The 18619-nt window shown below is 37.4% G+C and carries 23 protein-coding genes; 15 read left to right on the top strand and 8 right to left on the bottom strand.

The genetic code is table 11. The features are described 5' to 3' along the window. Positions 1-25: 25 nt before the first annotated feature. Genes lptB through kdsC form a run of 4 tightly spaced genes read right to left on the bottom strand, consistent with a single transcriptional unit; the run spans position 26 to position 2413 of the window. Positions 26-757 (bottom strand): LPS export ABC transporter ATP-binding protein, encoded by a 732-nt coding sequence (lptB, locus tag GQR44_RS07900; RefSeq protein WP_299660652.1) that lies wholly within the window; start codon positions 755-757, stop codon positions 26-28. Continuing rightward, entirely contained in the window at positions 754-1314 is a 561-nt protein-coding gene (gene lptA, locus GQR44_RS07895) for a lipopolysaccharide transport periplasmic protein LptA (RefSeq protein WP_166371006.1), read from the bottom strand. Before lptA ends, lptB begins: the two co-directional genes overlap by 4 nt. Beyond that, positions 1301-1864 carry an LPS export ABC transporter periplasmic protein LptC gene (gene lptC / locus GQR44_RS07890; RefSeq protein ID WP_166371004.1) on the bottom strand — a complete coding sequence of 188 codons (564 nt, stop codon included), beginning with the start codon at positions 1862-1864 and terminating at the stop codon, positions 1301-1303. The genes lptA and lptC overlap by 14 nt, the downstream gene beginning before the upstream one ends. Next, entirely contained in the window at positions 1865-2413 is a 549-nt protein-coding gene (kdsC, locus tag GQR44_RS07885; RefSeq protein WP_166371002.1) for a 3-deoxy-manno-octulosonate-8-phosphatase KdsC, read from the bottom strand. It abuts the gene before it with no gap. Positions 2414-2783: 370 nt separating this feature from the next. Here kdsC and GQR44_RS07880 point away from each other — a divergent pair, with 370 nt between their 5' ends. The 7 genes from GQR44_RS07880 to murA are packed head-to-tail and all read left to right on the top strand — an operon-like array spanning position 2784 to position 7258. Next, positions 2784-3590, top strand: a complete 807-nt coding sequence (locus GQR44_RS07880) for an ATP-binding cassette domain-containing protein (protein ID WP_166371000.1) — start codon at positions 2784-2786, stop codon at positions 3588-3590. Continuing rightward, on the top strand, positions 3590-4378 hold the full coding sequence (gene mlaE / locus GQR44_RS07875) for a lipid asymmetry maintenance ABC transporter permease subunit MlaE (protein WP_166370998.1): 789 nt from the start codon (positions 3590-3592) through the stop codon (positions 4376-4378). The genes GQR44_RS07880 and mlaE overlap by 1 nt, the downstream gene beginning before the upstream one ends. A gap of 1 nt (position 4379) precedes the next feature. Then, entirely contained in the window at positions 4380-4853 is a 474-nt protein-coding gene (gene mlaD, locus GQR44_RS07870) for an outer membrane lipid asymmetry maintenance protein MlaD (RefSeq protein WP_166370996.1), read from the top strand. Beyond that, a complete protein-coding gene (locus GQR44_RS07865; RefSeq protein WP_166370994.1) occupies positions 4853-5473 on the top strand; it encodes an ABC transporter substrate-binding protein in 621 nt (206 codons plus the stop codon). Before mlaD ends, GQR44_RS07865 begins: the two co-directional genes overlap by 1 nt. Further along, entirely contained in the window at positions 5470-5721 is a 252-nt protein-coding gene (locus GQR44_RS07860) for a hypothetical protein (protein WP_166370992.1), read from the top strand. Before GQR44_RS07865 ends, GQR44_RS07860 begins: the two co-directional genes overlap by 4 nt. Positions 5722-5730: 9 nt before the next feature. After that, complete coding sequence (locus GQR44_RS07855) at positions 5731-5979, top strand: BolA/IbaG family iron-sulfur metabolism protein (protein ID WP_166370990.1); 249 nt, start codon at positions 5731-5733, stop codon at positions 5977-5979. Between the two features lie 19 nt (positions 5980-5998). Continuing rightward, the gene (gene murA / locus GQR44_RS07850; RefSeq protein ID WP_166370988.1) at positions 5999-7258 is read left to right on the top strand and encodes a UDP-N-acetylglucosamine 1-carboxyvinyltransferase; all 1260 of its coding nucleotides are present in this window, start codon (positions 5999-6001) and stop codon (positions 7256-7258) included. Between the two features lie 132 nt (positions 7259-7390). Here the strand turns inward: murA and GQR44_RS07845 are convergent, their stop codons facing one another. From GQR44_RS07845 to GQR44_RS07830, 4 genes are all read right to left on the bottom strand, one after another. Continuing rightward, positions 7391-7558: a hypothetical protein gene (locus tag GQR44_RS07845; protein ID WP_166370986.1), complete on the bottom strand. Its 168-nt coding sequence runs from the start codon at positions 7556-7558 to the stop codon at positions 7391-7393. 44 nt (positions 7559-7602) lie between these two features. Next, positions 7603-8667: an outer membrane-stress sensor serine endopeptidase DegS gene (gene degS / locus GQR44_RS07840; RefSeq protein WP_166370984.1), complete on the bottom strand. Its 1065-nt coding sequence runs from the start codon at positions 8665-8667 to the stop codon at positions 7603-7605. A gap of 176 nt (positions 8668-8843) precedes the next feature. Beyond that, a complete protein-coding gene (gene pykF / locus GQR44_RS07835) occupies positions 8844-10253 on the bottom strand; it encodes a pyruvate kinase PykF (RefSeq protein ID WP_166370982.1) in 1410 nt (469 codons plus the stop codon). Positions 10254-10477: 224 nt separating this feature from the next. Next, positions 10478-11824, bottom strand: a complete 1347-nt coding sequence (locus GQR44_RS07830) for a DegQ family serine endoprotease (protein ID WP_166370980.1) — start codon at positions 11822-11824, stop codon at positions 10478-10480. 247 nt (positions 11825-12071) lie between these two features. Between GQR44_RS07830 and zapE the strand changes: the two genes are divergently transcribed. From zapE to sspA, 8 genes are all read left to right on the top strand, one after another. Beyond that, positions 12072-13181 carry a cell division protein ZapE gene (zapE, locus tag GQR44_RS07825; RefSeq protein WP_166370977.1) on the top strand — a complete coding sequence of 370 codons (1110 nt, stop codon included), beginning with the start codon at positions 12072-12074 and terminating at the stop codon, positions 13179-13181. Positions 13182-13522: 341 nt separating this feature from the next. Further along, entirely contained in the window at positions 13523-13951 is a 429-nt protein-coding gene (gene rplM / locus GQR44_RS07820; RefSeq protein WP_028867510.1) for a 50S ribosomal protein L13, read from the top strand. Between the two features lie 15 nt (positions 13952-13966). Then, the gene (rpsI, locus tag GQR44_RS07815; protein WP_025565144.1) at positions 13967-14356 is read left to right on the top strand and encodes a 30S ribosomal protein S9; all 390 of its coding nucleotides are present in this window, start codon (positions 13967-13969) and stop codon (positions 14354-14356) included. Positions 14357-14467: 111 nt separating this feature from the next. Then, positions 14468-14992, top strand: coding sequence for a non-heme ferritin (ftnA, locus tag GQR44_RS07810; protein ID WP_166370975.1), 525 nt, complete (start codon positions 14468-14470; stop codon positions 14990-14992). 249 nt (positions 14993-15241) lie between these two features. Beyond that, positions 15242-15832, top strand: a complete 591-nt coding sequence (gene petA / locus GQR44_RS07805; RefSeq protein ID WP_166370973.1) for a ubiquinol-cytochrome c reductase iron-sulfur subunit — start codon at positions 15242-15244, stop codon at positions 15830-15832. After that, entirely contained in the window at positions 15832-17109 is a 1278-nt protein-coding gene (locus GQR44_RS07800; RefSeq protein ID WP_166370971.1) for a cytochrome bc complex cytochrome b subunit, read from the top strand. The genes petA and GQR44_RS07800 overlap by 1 nt, the downstream gene beginning before the upstream one ends. Then, on the top strand, positions 17109-17846 hold the full coding sequence (locus GQR44_RS07795; RefSeq protein ID WP_166370969.1) for a cytochrome c1: 738 nt from the start codon (positions 17109-17111) through the stop codon (positions 17844-17846). Before GQR44_RS07800 ends, GQR44_RS07795 begins: the two co-directional genes overlap by 1 nt. Positions 17847-17952: 106 nt before the next feature. Further along, positions 17953-18588, top strand: a complete 636-nt coding sequence (gene sspA, locus GQR44_RS07790) for a stringent starvation protein SspA (RefSeq protein WP_166370967.1) — start codon at positions 17953-17955, stop codon at positions 18586-18588. The last annotated feature ends 31 nt before the right edge of the window (positions 18589-18619 follow it).

Raw genomic sequence — 18619 nt, 5'->3', positions numbered from 1 at the left:
TTGCTCAATTAAAAATAACTATACCTTAAAGTTTAAATTCTTCACCTAGATAAACGCGTTTTACATGATCGTTTGCTAATATTTCGTCTTGCGTCCCAATAGCTATAATTTCTCCGTGACTTACGATATAAGAGTGCTCACACACATCCAAGGTTTCACGTACATTATGATCTGTAATTAACACACCTAACCCACGGTCTCGCAACTGTTGGATAATATTCTTAATATCAATAACCGAAATAGGATCGACACCAGCAAAGGGTTCATCGAGTAAAATAAATTTGGGTTCAGTAGCCAGTGCACGTGCAATTTCAACACGGCGTCGTTCGCCACCTGATAAGCTCATGCCTTTATTATCTCGAATATGAGTAATATGAAACTCTTCGAGTAGCGTATTCAATTTCTCGTCTCGCTCAGCCTGCGTTAATTCTTTACGGGTTTGCAGAATACCCATGATATTTTCTGTCACAGTTAAACGACGAAAGATAGAAGCTTCCTGTGGTAAATAACCAATACCTTTTTGCGCGCGAATATGCATAGGATCACTGGATATATCTTGATCATCAATGATAATAGAGCCTTGATCTTGTTTCACTAAGCCAACAACCATATAAAATGAGGTGGTCTTACCTGCACCGTTAGGCCCTAATAACCCTACGATTTCACCTGTTTTAACGGTTAACCCTACACCGTTAACAACAGTTCGGCCTTTATAGCTTTTTACTAATCCCGTCGCACGTAATTCAGCCATCGTTATTTTTCCTCTTCTATTGTTTTTGGTGTAGAGGAATTAGATGACTTTTTAGTTTTATCTTTTTCAAATTGAGCGGGTAAAAAAACTGTTTGAACCCGTTCTTGTTTTGCTTTATCGGTGCTGACATTAAGTTCTTGAGATTCTAAAAAATAAACAATTTTAGCGCCATTAATTTGGCTATCTAGTTGTTTTACCTGCGCATTTTTAGTCAAGGTTATGGTGCCTTTCGCGACATCATAGAGAATATGTTTTGCTTGAGCATCTAGGGGTTTTCCATCATCCTGCGTTTGATGAAAAGTAGCCACATTACCTTCTGCTATCATCGTTTCATGGTTAGGTTTATTACCACGCACAACAGTAAGCTTATCGGCTGTAATTTTAATCGAGCCTTGTGTGAGTAAAACTTCATCTGTGAAAATGACAGTATTGCTCTTCATGTTTGCATGCTGTTTTACCGATGAAACATGGATCGCTTGATCAAAATCAGATTCTAATGCTAGGGTGCTTGCACTGAACAATGTGATAGTAATAAGTGAAACTGCTAATTTATTTAGATTCATTAAAATATACCGCTTTTGTATTCGAATTAAGTGTCATTTCTTCTGTTTCCATCGATGCCCACATTCCAACGCCTTGCTGGCGCATTTGTGGCCCAGTCCAGTCGACTTGTAATGGCGTGGTGATAATTTTACTATCTAGCATTACCGTGGCTTCATCGGTAGACATTGTTTGTACAATCTGATCTTTACTTAAGTTTTCAATCAATACTTCACCTGAAAGTACTAATTTATATTTATCCGTTAACGTACCCTTTAGGCTAGTTAATTGCCATGTAGAAACGACACCGGTTTGTGTGTTTTTGTTATAAACGATTACTTTAGGCGACTCAAAATGAGTTGACTCATCTTCCGAATAGTTAGTCATCTTATCTGCAAAAACACGATAATCATTGAACCCTAGTTGATCATAATGCTGGCTTGTAACATCATCGGCGATATAACTTGGATGGTGTTCAGGTAATGAGGGCGCCTCTGTTTCTGGTTTAATATACACCCAAAATACAAAGGCGACGATTAAAGCAATAAAAGGAATGCTTTGACGTTTATTCATTTATTCACTTTTACCTTGCGTCATAGATAGTTGACCATGGCATTGTAGGAATAGGTCACATATTTCACGTACCGCACCAAATCCGCCTTTAATCGTTGTCACTAAATCTGCCTGCTGAATAACCAACGGATGAGCATCATTGACAGCAACACCTAATCCAGAAAGTACCATGACAGGCAAATCCACAACATCATCGCCGATATAGGCCGTTTGCTCAGGTGTTAATTGTAATTGTTCAAGTAATGACTGATAAACCGTTAACTTGTCATCTTTACCTTGAAAAATATGTTTAATACCCAATGCCGTCATTCTATTTTTTACGATGTTAGATTCTCTGCCTGTAATAATGGCAACATCAATACCTTGTTGCATGATCGCTTTTAATCCAAAACCATCTTTTGTATGAAATGCTTTTAATTCTTCGCCGTCATTTCCCATATAAATCCGACCATCTGAAAAAACACCATCTACATCACAAACAAAAAGTTTTATTTTTTGTGCTCGTTGAAAATTAGTTGTGCTGATTTTTCCATAGGGTGTATCGATCATTTATAGGCTCTTTTTTAAATAGGTGGTGATTTAAGGGTAAAAATATCAAAATGTGTACATTAAGGCGAGCATTGTTTACTTGAGTATTTAACTGTCATCATAACAAGACTGCTTATTATTAAATAGCGTAAACAATACTAATACTTAGATTATTTAATTAATTTACTAACTAAGTAAATAATGAAAACAAAGAACAGCCTATGATAATTGAAAATAACCGCTATTCTTCGACTAATTTTTGCTTTTTTAGAACTTTATGGGGTAAATTCGCTCTAAATTGATACTTTACTGACTTTATAGTCGATTATTAATTGCCTTTCTTGTCTGAATTATTAGACTGAGCTTTCGTTTCCTTAGAGAAAATGTATTCATGCCAACATCACACATTGTTATTAATCAACTTAGTTTCTCGCGCCAGCAAAAGAAAATATTTGATAACCTCGATATGCAATTTGAACGAGGTAAAATTACTGCCGTGCTTGGGCCAAGTGGAATAGGTAAAACTACTCTATTAAAATTAATCGGTGGACAGATCCCCGCGGACAGTGGCGAGGTCATTTTTAATGGCACATCTATTCACCAATGCTCGCAAAAAGCGCTTTATGACGTTAGAAAAAAAATGGGCATGTTATTTCAAAGCGGTGCTTTATTTAATGATCTCACGGTATTTGAAAATGTCGCTTTTCCGCTACGAGAACATACTCAGTTAGACGAAAAGCTCTTAACAACATTAGTGTTAATGAAATTGAATGCGGTCGGTTTACGTGGTGCAAAGGATCTGCATCCTTCGCAATTGTCAGGAGGGATGGCAAGGCGTATTGCGTTAGCGCGTGCGATTGCACTGGATCCTGAAGTGGTCATGTATGATGAGCCCTTTACTGGTCAAGATCCTATTTCAATGAATGTATTATTGAAACTAGTTAAACAACTTAATGATACCTTAGGTTTGACTTCTATTATTGTTTCCCATGATGTCAACGAGGTACTTTCGATTGCCGACAATGTGTATGTATTTGCAGAGAAAAAAATCATCGCTGAAGGCTCTGTCGAGGAAGTGTTAGCGCAAAAAGATAATGCATTATTACAACAATTTTTAGCCGGTGCAGTGCAAGGTCCTGTTCCATTTCATATGCCTGCTGATGATTACCAAGCAGACTTAGAAAAGGCGAATTTATAATGCTACAAGGGGGACTGCAATTGTTACAAAATATTGGTGCATTTACTTTACAACAAATCGAGGGTGCCGGGAAATCAGCGTTGATGTTTTATCGTACGTTGTTTACTAAACCTCATCCTAAATTATTTAGTTTGTTTATTAATCAACTATATCATTTAGGTATTTTATCCTTGCCTATTATTGTTACAGCTGGCTTGTTTATTGGTATGGTGCTGAGTTTACAAGGTTATTATGTTTTAGTGGATTATGCAGCGGAAGAAAGTTTAGGCAGTATGGTCGCGCTATCATTATTACGCGAATTAGGGCCTGTGGTTGCAGCATTGTTATTTGCGGGAAGAGCTGGATCTGCGTTAACTGCTGAAATTGGCCTTATGCAAAGTACAGAGCAAATTGCGAGCATGGAAATGATGGCGGTGTCGCCATTAAAACGTGTTATTGCACCTCGACTCATTGCTGGTGTGGTGGCATTACCTTTATTAACACTTATTTTTAATGTGGTGGCTATTTGGGGCGGATATTTAATTGGTGTGAGCTGGATGGGAATAGATGGTGGTGCTTTCTGGTCGGTAATGGAAGGCAGTGTTAATTTCGGTCCCGACGTGCTCAATGGTATAATCAAAAGTCTGATCTTTGCTGTTATTGTTACTTGGGTTGCTTTATTTAATGGCTTTCACGTTATCCCTAATGCACAGGGCATTAGTAGAGCAACCACAAAAACCGTGGTGTTAGCTTCATTACTCGTTTTAGGAATGGATTTTTTACTAACTGTTATTATGTTTGGAGGCTAAAATGCCACAGAAAAAATTAGAAATATGGGTCGGATTATTTGTTGTTGCAGCGATAGCCTCTTTTGTCGTGTTAGCATTTAGTGTTGCAGGACTATCATTTAAAGGTGAAGGTAATAGTTATACGTTACAAGCTAATTTTAATAATGTCGGTGGGTTGAAACCTCGTGCACCGGTTAAATTAGGTGGTGTTGTTGTTGGCCGTGTGGAATCTATTACCTTAGATAAAGAGTCTTATACACCGCTAGTGACACTTTCAATGTTTGAAAAACAAGGTTTTTATCCAGAAACTTCTTCACTTGCCATTTTAACTTCTGGTTTATTAGGTGAGCAATATGTCGGTATTAAACCTGGTTTTATCGATGACGGTATTGAAATGTTAGCCAACGGTGACATGGTTGAAGATACTAAGTCTGCATTAGTGCTTGAAGACCTAATTGGGCAGTTTATTTACTCTATTAATAATAAGGACGACTAATGCGTTTATTTATTTATGTTTTTGCATTTTTATATTCTCTATCATTTTCACTGATCGCAAGTGAGAGTGACATTACCAACCCTAATCAAGTACTACATTCAGTCTCAACGACCACGTTTAAGCGCTTAAACGATGAAAAAAGCCGCTTACAGAGTGAGCCTGAATATATTAAAGTGATCATCAAAGAGGAACTTATCCCTTTCTTTGATTACAAATACACTGCCTATAGTGTGGTAGGGCCTAATTTAAAAAATACCACCCCTGAACAGCGTGAACAATTTGTAGATGCTTTTCTTGCATATTTAATCAATGCTTATGGACACATATTAGGTAAATACGAGCAACAATCACTGTTGATACTTGATATTAATAACTTTAAGGGTAAGAAAATTGTCAGTATTCCTGTTAGAATGACCGACAATAATGGACAAGTAACGCAATTAGATTTTAAATTGCGTAACAATTCAAAAACAGGTGAATGGAAAGTTTTTGATGTGATTGCGGAAGGTGTCAGCATGTTAGATACCAAAAAATCTGAATTACGACCATTGATCCAGAAACAAGGGATTGATGAAGTGATCAAACTACTATTAGAGAAAAATAGTGAGTTTGTATCATGAGCAACGACCTGTTGCTTAGTCTAGATTTATTGCTCGCTAATTTAAGTGAGCAAACTTACCCTGCGATAGAGACTTACCAAACGGTTAATAATGTCGATTTATCTCAAATAAATAAAATTGATTCCGCTGGTGTCGCTTACTTAGTGCAAATTAAAACCAAATACCCTGCGCTGAAGTTGATTAATGCTTCGGACAAATTACGCATTCTCGCTGAGCTTTATGGTGTAGAAAACCTTTTTGAAAAATAGTGGTTTATTATGAATACAGAAACAATTAAAGAGAAATTGGAGCAAGCTTTAACATTAGATGTTTGTATTGTTAAAGGGGAAAGTGGCACTTTTCAAGTGATCGCAGTAAGTGAGATGTTTATTGACATGAGTCGTGTTAAAAAACAACAAACAATTTATGCTCATTTAGCGGATGATATTGCTACTAATGCAATTCATGCGTTAACCATTAAAGCATTAACGCCAGATGAGTGGCAAAAACAAAAACATTTTATTTAGTAGGTTAATAAGGATTTTCATGGGTCAATTTATTATTCAAGGTGGCTGCCAGTTAAATGGCGAGGTAACTATTTCTGGGGCAAAAAATGCCGCATTACCAATCCTATTTGCTACTTTATTATCTGAAGGTGATATTACATTAAGTAATGTACCTCTATTAAAAGATATCTCTACAACGCTTGAGTTGTTGCAAGAACTTGGTGCAACCACACAACAGGATAAGCACACTGTAAAAATTAATGCTAAAGGCGTTAAAAATTACACCGCTTCTTATGAGTTAGTAAGAAGTATGCGCGCTTCTATTTTAGCATTAGGACCATTGGTTGCGCGTTTTGGTGAAGCAGATATCTCGCTACCTGGTGGTTGTGCAATTGGTGCTCGCCCTGTGAATCTACATATTCACGGTTTAGAGCAAATGGGTGCCACAATCAAAGTTGAAGACGGCTTTATTAAAGCACGTGTTGACGGACGGTTAAAAGGTTGTCATTTATACATGGACCTAGTGAGCGTAACAGGTACGGGCAACTTAATGATGGCTGCTGCGTTAGCCGAAGGTGTTACTACCATTGAAAATGCAGCGAAAGAGCCAGAAATTGTTGATCTTGCTAATTTCATTAATGGTATGGGTGGTAAAATATCAGGTGCTGGTACTGATACCATTACTATTGAAGGTGTTGAGACTCTAGGTGACTGCACTTATCAAGTACAACCTGACCGCATTGAAACCGGTACCTTTTTAGTTGCTGGTGTAGTGAGTGGCGGTAAAGTACGTTGTGTCAAAACTGATCCTCAGCTATTAACCGCTGTTCTGTCTAAGCTTGAAGAAGCAGGTGCATTAGTGACAACCGGTGATGACTGGATTGAAGTTGATATGACTGGTCGTACTTTAAAATCAGTTAATATTACGACTGCTCCACATCCTGCGTTCCCAACGGATATGCAAGCACAATTTACGCTACTTAATACGGTTGCACCAGGCACAGGTCGTATCAAAGAAAATATCTTTGAAAACCGCTTTATGCACGTACCTGAATTAATTCGTATGGGCGCTAATATCGAGCTAGATGGCAATTTAGCTATTTGTGGTGATAATGATAAGTTAAGCGGGGCAATCGTTATGGCAACTGATTTACGCGCATCTGCTAGCCTTGTTATTGCTGGTTTAATTGCACAGGGCGAAACAATTGTTGATGAAATTTATCATATAGACCGTGGCTATGAAGCGATTGAAGATAAATTGATTCCATTGGGCGCAAAAATGCGTCGTGTAGAGTCTTAATTGATATAGCGTATTCTCGCTATTGATGAGACAGATAAAAAAGAAAGCTAAGGCTTTCTTTTTTATTATCTAATTTTTACGAATAATGGATCATGCTTGGGCTTTATTAACAGAATGAAGTAGCTAATTTGGCTACTTTAGTACTGAAATTGTCGTAGCTGTTTTACTTATTTTAGTCAGTGAAGGTGTTGTAGTTGCTTTGGTTGTTTTAGTTACTGAGGGACTTGTAGTTGCTTTGGTTGTTTTAGTTGCCGTAGATTCTTTAGCTGCTTTGGTTATTTTAGTGAATATAGTTGTCATAGCTGCTTATGCCTGATCTAAAATCAGACATATTATTGTTCGCTTTATTGTTGCAATTCACCAATCATGACATCAAGGACTTGTTCTTTACCCTCTCTTAAGATTGTTATTTTTGTTGCAGAGCCAGGTTTAATTTTAGCTATTTTATCCATCGTTACAATTAAGTTAATTGCATCTTTATCATCAATTTTTAGAATAATGTCATTCTTTTGCATGCCGGCTTTTTGTGCTGGTCCGTTGTCGATTATTTTTTTAACTATAATACTATTTTTAGCCTCTAGCCCCCATAAGCGAGCTAGTAAAGGATCTAAATTCTCCGCTTCAATGCCTAATGAACCACGAATTACTCGGCCATCTTGAATTAGACTCTGCATTACAAATTTTACTAGACGGTAGGGGATTGCAAAGCTAATACCGTAAGTCACATTACGTGTACCTGTGTAAAATTCTGACGTATTAATGCCAACCAGTTCTCCGTAACTATTGATCAATGCACCACCGGAATTGCCTTCATTAATCGCAGCGTCGGTTTGAATAAAGTCTTGTCGTCCTGTGCTGCTCATTCCGCTGCGACCAGTTGCACTGATCACGCCTTGAGTAATGGTTTGGCCAAGATTGTAAGGATTGCCAATAGCTAAGACTAGATCTCCGATTTCTGCAATATAATCAGAGTTTTGTGGGATCACTGGAAGGTTGTTTGCTTCAATTTGTAATACTGCTAGGTCAGTGATCACATCACTACCAATGACATTAGCCGTGAATAAGCGACCGTCCTGTAAAGCAATTAAGATTTGATCTGCCTCAGAGATAACATGGTGATTAGTGACAATATAACCTCTCTTATCAAGGATAATGCCCGAGCCTAATCCCGTAGGTTGTAACTGTTGTTTGGATCCCACACTAGAGTCTATATATTGCTGAGAGTATATGTTAACAACTGATGGTGCTGCTTTTTTTACTGCATCTGAGTAACTAATAAGTGCAGGTTTATAACTGCGATCATTTTCTAAGCTCTTATATATTTTTGGCCCATAAATAATCAGCGCGGCAAGAAATAACCCCCACAGAACAGGTTTAACTAGATAATTAACGTATTGTATTAGCTTCATATTTTTGACTAATGGGTAATGAATACAAAAAATGGAAGCTTAGTATATAGAAAACTATGCACAGACGGAAAATTAGTTTTTAATTAATGGGAATTTGCACAAAAAAAAACATCGCCCTGAAGCGATGTTTGATTAATTTATTTTCTTATTTCAATCGCTCAAATAGCGACTAATCATTAAGAAATAACGTGTACAGAAGAAGTATTAGTTGTACCAGAAGAAACTAGCGCACCAGTTACCATCACGACTTTATCGCCAGTAACTACTAAACCTTGCTCTTTAGCTAAATCCATACCTAATTTGTAGAACTCTTCCATTGATGCTTGTTGTTCGATAACTTTTGCAGAAACACCTTTAGTTAATGCTAATTGTTGACGAGTTTTAGCATTACTAGTTAGTGCTAAAATAGGCATTGATGGGAAATATTTACGAATTGAACGTGCTGATTTACCTGCACCTGTCGCAACGATAATTAATTTAGCACCTAGTTGCTCTGCATTTTTAACTGCACCGCTACATACTGCTTCAGTAATACGAAGGTCCGCATCTTTTTCTTCTACTACTGGGTGAAGTACACTGTCAGTACGTGCACAGATAGAAGCCATAATTTCCACTGCTTCTGCAGGGTATTTACCTTTAGCTGACTCGCCTGAAAGCATTACTGCATCAGTACCATCGATAATTGCATTCGCAACATCACCAGCTTCAGCACGTGTTGGACGTGGGTTTTTGATCATTGAATCAAGCATTTGAGTTGCTGTAATAACAGGCTTACGTGCTTTATTTGCTTTCTCAATCATCATTTTTTGTGCAAAAATTACTTCTTCAACCGGAATCTCAACACCTAAATCACCACGAGCAACCATGATTGCGTCAGAAACCGCTAGGATCTCATCAAAGTTATCAACGCCTTCTTGGTTTTCAATTTTAGAGATGATTTGAATGTTTTCGCCGCCATTTGCTTTTAATAGCTCACGAATTTCTAGTACGTCTTCTTTCTTACGAATAAATGATGCTGCAATGAAATCGACATCTTGCTCACAACCAAAGATTAAATCGCCTTTATCTTTCTTAGACAATGCAGGTAGTTGAACTTTAACACCAGGTAGATTAACACCTTTGTTTTCGCCTAGCTCACCCGTATTCATTACTGTACAGATAACATTAGTATCAGTGATGCTTTTTACTGTCATTTCAATTAGACCATCGTCTAACAATACAGTGTTTCCAATAACAAGATCTTTTGTTAAGTTTTCGTAAGTTACTGCAACGATAGTGTTATCACCAACGATTGTTTGGTCTGTAGAAAGTGTGAATTCTTGACCTGCAGTTAATAATACATCATTACCGTTTTCTAATTTGACAGTACGGATTTCTGGACCTTTAGTATCTAAAAGAACAGCAACATTTTTACCAGTTTCTTCACACACTTCGCGGATACGTGTAATTCGAGTACCATGTTCGATGAAGTCACCGTGTGAAAAGTTAAGACGCATTACATTCATGCCGTTCTCAACTAGTTTTGTTAACATTTCTTTAGATTCTGATTTTGGACCTATCGTACATACAATTTTAGTTTTTCTCACCGTCTTTTCTCCAAGAGTGATTGTGCTTTTATTACTTATATTATTTATAGTTTTCTTTAATTTTCTTTTTTATTCTTTAGGGCGCGTATTTTACAAGAATTTTTTGAATAAAAAATGATTTATGATCAATAAATCTCCGTTAAGTAGATATTTATCCAAATTAAGCAGATATTTATCTAAGTTTTTGTAAATTTCTGTAAATTTATTACATTTTCTAGTTGAGCCTAGTCCAAAATAATATAAATGAGTCGGTTATTCCGCATTATATTTAATGCTCTCATATTTTGGGCTTGCTCCAGTGCAGAAACAAGTTCCGCTTGATTACTGATCGCAGTCTTATTAACCGCTATTATTTTATCATCTTCAAGTAAACCGATACGGCTTGCCATTGAGTTTTGTTTTACTTCAACTACATTAACGCCAACGACTGATTGCCCAGGTGCTATATCCTTTAAGATCGCACCTTCAAAAATAACCGGCAGGATAGGTGTTAATTTTGCTTTTGCAGTTGCTGTGTTGCCGCCTAATATAACGTTAATATTTTTATATTTATTGTCCTGAATCACGCTTAGGCTTACTTTTTTGCCTGCACTTAACGTTCCTATTTTTGCACGTAATGCTGCAAATGATTTTATAGCGGTTCCATTGATCGCGGTAATTACATCTCCTGCTTTTAAACCGGCTTTATCGGCAGCTGAATCAGGAGTGACTTGATAGATAAAGGCTCCTTTTGTTACATCTAATGAAAAGCTTTTAGCTAAATCTGGTGTCACTTCCCCACCCTTAATACCTAGAATACCTCGACGAATTTCGCCAAACTCCAATAATTGTTGTGTGAGGTTTTTAACCATGTTTGATGGAATAGCAAAAGCAATACCAATGTTGCCGCCATTAGGACCCAAAATAGCAGTATTAATACCAATTAATTCGCCATTTAAGTTAAGCAATGCACCACCAGAATTACCGCTGTTAATGGCTGCATCTGTTTGAATGTAGTTTTCTAGGTTTTGTAAATTAAGACCACTTCGCCCTAATGCACTGACAATGCCCGAGGTAACCGTTTGCCCTAAACCAAAGGGGTTGCCGATAGCGATGGTAAAGTCACCGACCTGCAATTGGTCTGAGTTTGCAAATGTGATCGCAACTAAAGGCTGCTTACTTTTTATTTGTAATAATGCAATATCACTTTGTGGGTCTTGCCCAATCACTGTGGCTTTATATTGATGCCCTGAAGTTAGACTGATAACGATATCATCTGCATTTTCAATTACATGATAATTAGTGATGATATATCCCTGCTGTGCATCAATAATTACACCGGAACCTAATCCTGAAAATTGTTGTGGAGGGCGTTGTGGTTGTAAAAATTCTAATAACTCATTGGGTACACCTGGTGTTGCTGTGCTTTCACCAAACACTGAAATATCAACGACGGCGGGACTTACTTTTTTAATCAGCGGTGCGAGTGTAGGTAATGCTTTACCATTGATGTTATTAGGTAAGGCGGCAATGGAGTTAAAGCTAGTGATTACTAAAATCACCAATAAAAGGGAATGTTTAAAAACACGCATTGGGGCTCCTTGTAAATGATGTTCAAAGCATCTGTTATTTATTCATTATAAAAGATAATAATGATGATTGATGACATTTCAACTTTTTTAATAATGTGACTACTAACCTTTATTAAGTTGTTAACCATTGCATCAGTATTTCGAGAGATAAACCGCAAAACCTATTTCCGTTTGCCTTTGGTACTATTTAAATAGTGCCAAAATATGTTATATAAAGATTAACTTACTGAATTATTAAGACATTAATGTGACACCACTTTCTTTATATCAAGCCGACTTATTAAAACCCAACTTTTTTGCAGATCCTGCTCAATTGCAAGCCGTTACTATGTTACAACGGTTATATGATGATTTATTACAAAATCAGACTAAGCCAGTACAAAAAAGTTCACTATTGCAACGACTATTCAAGACCACTAACTCGTCTAAATCCGAGATCAAAGGTCTGTACTTTTACGGTGGAGTAGGGCGCGGTAAAACTTACCTTGTCGATTTATTTTTTCATGGCCTCAAAACAGAGCGTAAGCAACGTTTACATTTTCATCATTTCATGCTGCAAGTCCATAAACAGTTAACCTTATTGCAAGGGCAATCAGACCCATTAAAAGAAATTGCTAAGCAGTTTGCGAGTAAAACAGATATTATCTGTTTTGATGAGTTTTATGTGGAAGATATTACCGATGCAATGATATTAGCCGGTATGTTTGAGGCATTATTTGCACAAGGAGTCGTACTAGTTGCAACCTCTAATATACATCCCAACAATTTGTATCGAAATGGCTTGCAACGGGCGCGATTTCTACCTGCGATTGATTTAATTAATCAGCATTGTGAAATATTTAACCTCGATGGTGGAAAAGACTATCGATTAGGACGATTAATTGAAGCTGAAATTTATCACTATCCGTTAGATAAAAATGCAGAAACTCAAATCAAAAGTAGTTTTGAAACCTTTGCTGCCGGAGATAAAGAGTATCAGCAAACGATTGTTATTAATGACCGTTCGCTAAAAACAATCGCCTTTAGCAACGATACATTAAGCATTGAATTTAGGGAACTGTGTGATGGTCCTCGAAGTGTGCATGACTATATCGAGCTGGCTATTTTATATCGAACAGTATTAGTGTCGAATATTCCTAAAATGGATGACCAACATAACGATCTAACACGCCGTTTTATTGCTATGGTTGATGAATTTTACGACCGCAATGTAGTCCTTATTATTTCTGCAGAAGTGGATGTATTAGATCTATATCATGGAACTCGTCTTGCTTTTGAATTTCAGCGCTGTGTTTCTCGGTTATTAGAAATGCAGAGTAAAGCCTACCTAAGTAAAGCCCATCACCTAGATTTATAGACCTTGCTTTATAAATTTTGAGTTCTATTTTCATCAAAAAGTAGAACTCAAATAATGTGTTTTTATGGGTAATCGCGATAGGCATTTTAGGTCCGCCATGAAGCTTTTATAATGCTAAATTCTTGCCTGTTAAAAACTTGTACATAAATATGTAATAAACAGGTGATCTCTGTTGTTGTTTTCTATACAATATGGCCGCCCACGTTATCCACCTCCCCAATTGTTATGGTGGATCTGTTTACGCTAGACGTATTCGAAGGGATACGGAAAGGCGAAAAATACATTTTTGACTGCAATTATGCTGTCATATTTTTTTAAATCATTAATTTGGGTATAACTTAATGAAAACTTTTGTTGCAAAACCAGCTGAAGTAAAACGCGACTGGTTCGTAGTTGACGCTGAAGGTAAAACACTAGGTCGTTTAGCTACTGAAATCGCTTTACGTTTACGCGGTAAACATAAAGCTGAATACACTCCTCATGTTGATACTGGCGATTACATTATCGTTATCAATGCTGAGAAAGTTACTGTAACTGGTAACAAAGCTAAAGGTAAAATTTACTACCACCACACAGGTTTCATCGGTGGCATTAAAGCAATTAGCTTTGAAGACTTAATCGTACGTGCTCCTGAGCGTGTTATTGAAAAAGCTGTAAATGGTATGTTACCACGTGGTCCTTTAGGCCGCGCAATGTACCGTAAATTGAAAGTTTATGCTGGTTCTGAGCATCAACATTCTGCACAGCAACCACAAGTTTTAGACATCTAATAGGAATATAAAACAATGGCAAATCAATACTACGGCACAGGTCGTCGCAAAAGCTCTACAGCTCGTGTGTTTATGAAAGCAGGTAGTGGTCAAATCACTATCAACAAACGTAACTTAGATGAATACTTCGGTCGTGAAACTGCATGTATGGTTGTTCGTCAACCATTAGTGTTAGTAGACTCTGCTGAGAAATTCGACCTAAACATCACTGTTAAAGGTGGTGGTACAACTGGTCAATCTGGTGCAATCCGTTTAGGTATCACTCGTGCATTAATGCAGTTTGATGAAACATTACGTTCTGAATTACGTGGTGCAGGATTTGTAACACGTGATGCTCGTAAAGTTGAACGTAAGAAAGTCGGTTTACATAAAGCACGTAAACGTCCACAATTCTCTAAACGTTAATTTCGTTTTCACGAATTGCAAAAAAGCCCAGTTTATACTGGGCTTTTTTTTGCTTGTTTTTTAGTGGTATGAGCCTTAAGGTTAGGCAATAAATAATAAGAGGAGAAAATAATGCTGAACGTGGCGATGGTTGAAAAGTTGAATGAGCAAATTAACTTAGAGTTCTACTCTTCAAACTTGTACTTACAAATGAGTGCTTGGTGTGAAGATAAAGGTTATGAAGGTGCTGCGGAAATGTTGCGTAAGCATGCAACAGAAGAAATGGAGCATATGAATCGCTTATTTACTTACGTTAGTGAAACAGGTGCATTACCTATTTTAGGCTCAATTGATGCGCCCCCTGTAGGTTTTAAATCATTGAAAGAAGTATTTCAAGAAACCTATGAACATGAATGTTTGATTACTAGAAAAATAAATGAATTAACGCATGTCGCTTTCACTACTCATGATTATTCAACATTTAATTTTTTACAGTGGTATGTTGCTGAACAACACGAAGAAGAGAAATTATTTAAAGGTATCTTAGATAAAATCGATTTAGTTGGAGAAGATGGTAAAGCGCTATATTGGATTGATAAAGATCTTGCTGAAATGGCAAAATCGGGTGCAACTTCAATTATGGATAGTGCTGTTTAAGCTGATAAAATTGAGTCGTTTCTTGCTTACAGAGCAAATCTAATGAGAGCATGGTCAATTAAGCCATGCTTTTTTGTATTTCCCCCTCAAAAGTAATGTTAATGGCTTGTAAATGGCAAGCGACTTCTTTAAAATTCAGCGAGTTTTTATGCAAACATTCGTAATTCATGATTCAACGGATTGATGTATACCCCCCAGTTTTGTATTTTTTGAACTGCTTTTTTAGTAGCTCACAATGGAGATGGTTAAATGAGCAATGCGCCTGTTAATTCTGGTCGTCGCAAGTTTCTGACACTAACAACAGGAGTTGTTGGTGGAATAGGGGCTGCTGCAGTGGCAGTACCTTTTGTGAAATCTTGGAGTCCAAGTGAAAAAGCTAAAGCTGCTGGTGCGCCAGTTAGTGTAGATATTAGCAAAATCCAGCCAGGTCAGTTAATTCGTGTTGAATGGCGAGGTAAACCTGTATGGGTTGTCTCGCGTACACCAACAGTAATTGAAGAACTCGCTACGTTAGATAGTAAATTACGAGATCCTGAATCTAAAGAACCTCAACAACCTGAATATGCGAAGAATGCTGGACGTTCTTTAAAACCAGATTTATTCCTTGCTGTTGGTATTTGTACTCATTTAGGTTGTTCACCAACTTATCTACCGGATTCATTCAACGAGCAAGTTGAAGGGGTAGAGTCTGGATTCTTCTGTCCATGTCATGGATCAAAATTCGATATGGCAGGACGTGTATTCCAAAACGTACCAGCACCATTAAATTTGGTGATCCCTCCGCATTATTATGTGGATGAGACAAATATTCTCATTGGCGTAGACAAAGGAGATGCCTAATGCTTAAAAAATTAGTAATGGACGGCATCGATTGGATCGATACTCGTATCCCAATGACGGAAACGTGGAATAAACATCTTGCGCAATATCCAACACCCGTTAACTTTAATTTTTGGTACTTTTTTGGTTCATTAGCGATGTTAGTGCTAGTTAATCAATTATTAACAGGTATCTGGTTAACAATGCACTATAACCCTTCTGCTGAAGGTGCATTTGCGTCAATTGAATACATTATGCGTGATGTACCTTACGGTTGGTTATTGCGTTACATGCATTCAACCGGTGCATCTGCTTTCTTCGTGGTTATCTATTTACATATGTTTCGTGGATTAATTTACGGATCATATCAAAAACCACGTGAATTAATTTGGATCTTCGGTATGTTGATCTTCTTAGTGTTGATGGCTGAAGCATTCATGGGTTACTTATTACCTTGGGGACAAATGTCTTTCTGGGGTGCGCAAGTAATTATTTCATTATTCGGTGCTATCCCTGTTATTGGTGATGACCTAACACTTTGGATTCGAGGTGATTACGTTATTTCTGGTGCGACGCTTAACCGCTTCTTTGCATTACATGTGGTGGCATTACCACTGGCTTTAGTGGCCTTAGTCTTCTTACATATTGTTGCCCTACATGAAGTGGGTTCAAATAACCCTGATGGTGTAGAGATTAAACAGAAGAAAGGTTCTGCCTCAGAAGAAGCTAAAGGCAAGTTCACGTTCCACAAACAATACAGTGGTAAAAAAGATATTATTGATGCAATTCCGTTCCACCCGTACTTTACGGTGAAAGATATCATGGGCGTGTCAGCATTCTTAATCTGTTTTGCCGCAGTGATATTCTTTATTCCAGAGGGCGGCGGTTTCTTCCTTGAGCCACCTAACTTTGAAGCTGCAAATGGTTTGAAAACACCTGCTCACATTGCACCAGTTTGGTATTACACGCCGTATTACGCCATTTTACGTGCGATTCCAGATAAATTAATTGGTGTTGTGTTCTTTGGTGGCTCTATTGCGATCCTATTCTTATTACCATGGTTAGATCGCTGTAAAGTTAAATCAATACGTTACCGTAGTTGGATTCATAAACTAAATATTACACAGTTCATTATCTGTTTCATCGTATTAGGTGTGCTAGGTGCCTTACCTGCAACACCGTTATATACGCTTATTGCACAGATTGCATCTGTCGGATATTTTGGATTCTTTATTGCACTGTTCTTGTACAGTAAAAATGAAAAAACCAAACCACTACCAACGAGGTTGACACACTAATGAAAAAATTATTGATCGCCTTAGTGGCATTTTTACCAAGTTTAGTATTTGCATCGGGTGCAGCGATTCATTTAGATAAAGCTAACTATGATTTAACGGATAAAGCTTCACTGCAAAATGGTGCAAAATTATTCATGAACTACTGTTCTGCTTGTCACTCAACTGCACATCAACGTTATCAACGTGTTGCGACTGATTTAGGGATTCCTGATCAGTTAATGAAAGACAACCTAATTTTTACAAATAGTAAAATTGGCGAGTTAATGAAAAACAGCATGGATAAAAAAGATGCGGCTAAATGGTTTGGTAATGCACCATTAGATTTAACCTTAGAAGCCCGTTTACGTGGCCCTGATTGGATATATACTTACTTACGCTCTTTCTATAAAGACCCTAATCGTCCATTCGGCGTAAATAATGTTGTCTTTAAAGATGTGGGTATGCCACATGTATTAGAAGAACTGCAAGGTATTCCAACGGCTATTATTGAAACTCACGTTGATGAGCAAGGTGTCGAACACCATACCGTTGTCGGGCTTGAAAGTAGCGGTACAGGTGAGATGTCATCCGATGAGTATGACCGAGCGGTGTTAGATCTGGTAAACTTCCTAGTCTATTCAGGTGAGCCGAATAAACTAGAGCGTCAAAGCTTAGGTTTCTGGGTAATTGGTTTCTTAATTATCTTATTTGTACTGAGTTACTTATTGAAGAAAGAGTACTGGCGCGATATTCACTAGTCGTCACAACACTTTCTCTATTATCTTATCGGCAATGGTGTCACTATGACGTCATTGCCGTTTGTGTTTTTTAAACACTTAATTTTTTAACTACTAGGGGTATTCCATGGCCGTAGCTGTAAATAAACGTTCAGTAATGACGTTGTTCTCAGGACCATCTGACTTATATAGTCATCAAACTCGCATCGTATTAGCTGAAAAGGGTGTCAATGTTGACATCACATCAGTAGACGAAGAGAACCCATCTGAGGAGTTAGCTGAGTTAACGCCAAATAGTGATGTTCCAACATTAGTTGACCGTGAATTGGTTTTATATAACTCACGCATCATCATGGAATATTTAGATGAGCGTTTCCCGCATCCACCATTAATGCCTGTATACCCAGTTGAACGTGCTAAAAGCCGTTTACTGATGCAACGTATTGAAAGTGAATGGTATCCTTTAGTAGCACTAATAATGTCAGGTAATGAAACTAAAGCTGAGCCTGCTCGTGTAAAATTACGTGCTAAAATTCTTGAAGTTGCACCTGTATTTGAACATTTCGCTTATTTCATGTCTGAAGAGTTTACGATTGTTGATTGTTATATGGCTCCTTTACTATGGCGTCTACCTGAGTTGAAAATTGACTTAGGTTACGACAATGTAACTGGCTTGAAGAGTTATATGGTTAAAGTATTTGAACGTGAATCTTTCCAAGCTTCAATGACTGAAACTGAACGTGAAATCCGTATCGGTGCTTAATTCTTAATTTTGTAGGTATTTTATATGTCGG

Source organism: Psychromonas sp. SA13A (genome assembly GCF_011378715.1).
Taxonomy (GTDB): Bacteria; Pseudomonadota; Gammaproteobacteria; order Enterobacterales; family Psychromonadaceae; genus Psychromonas.
This window is presented reverse-complemented; position numbering and strand designations above follow the sequence as displayed.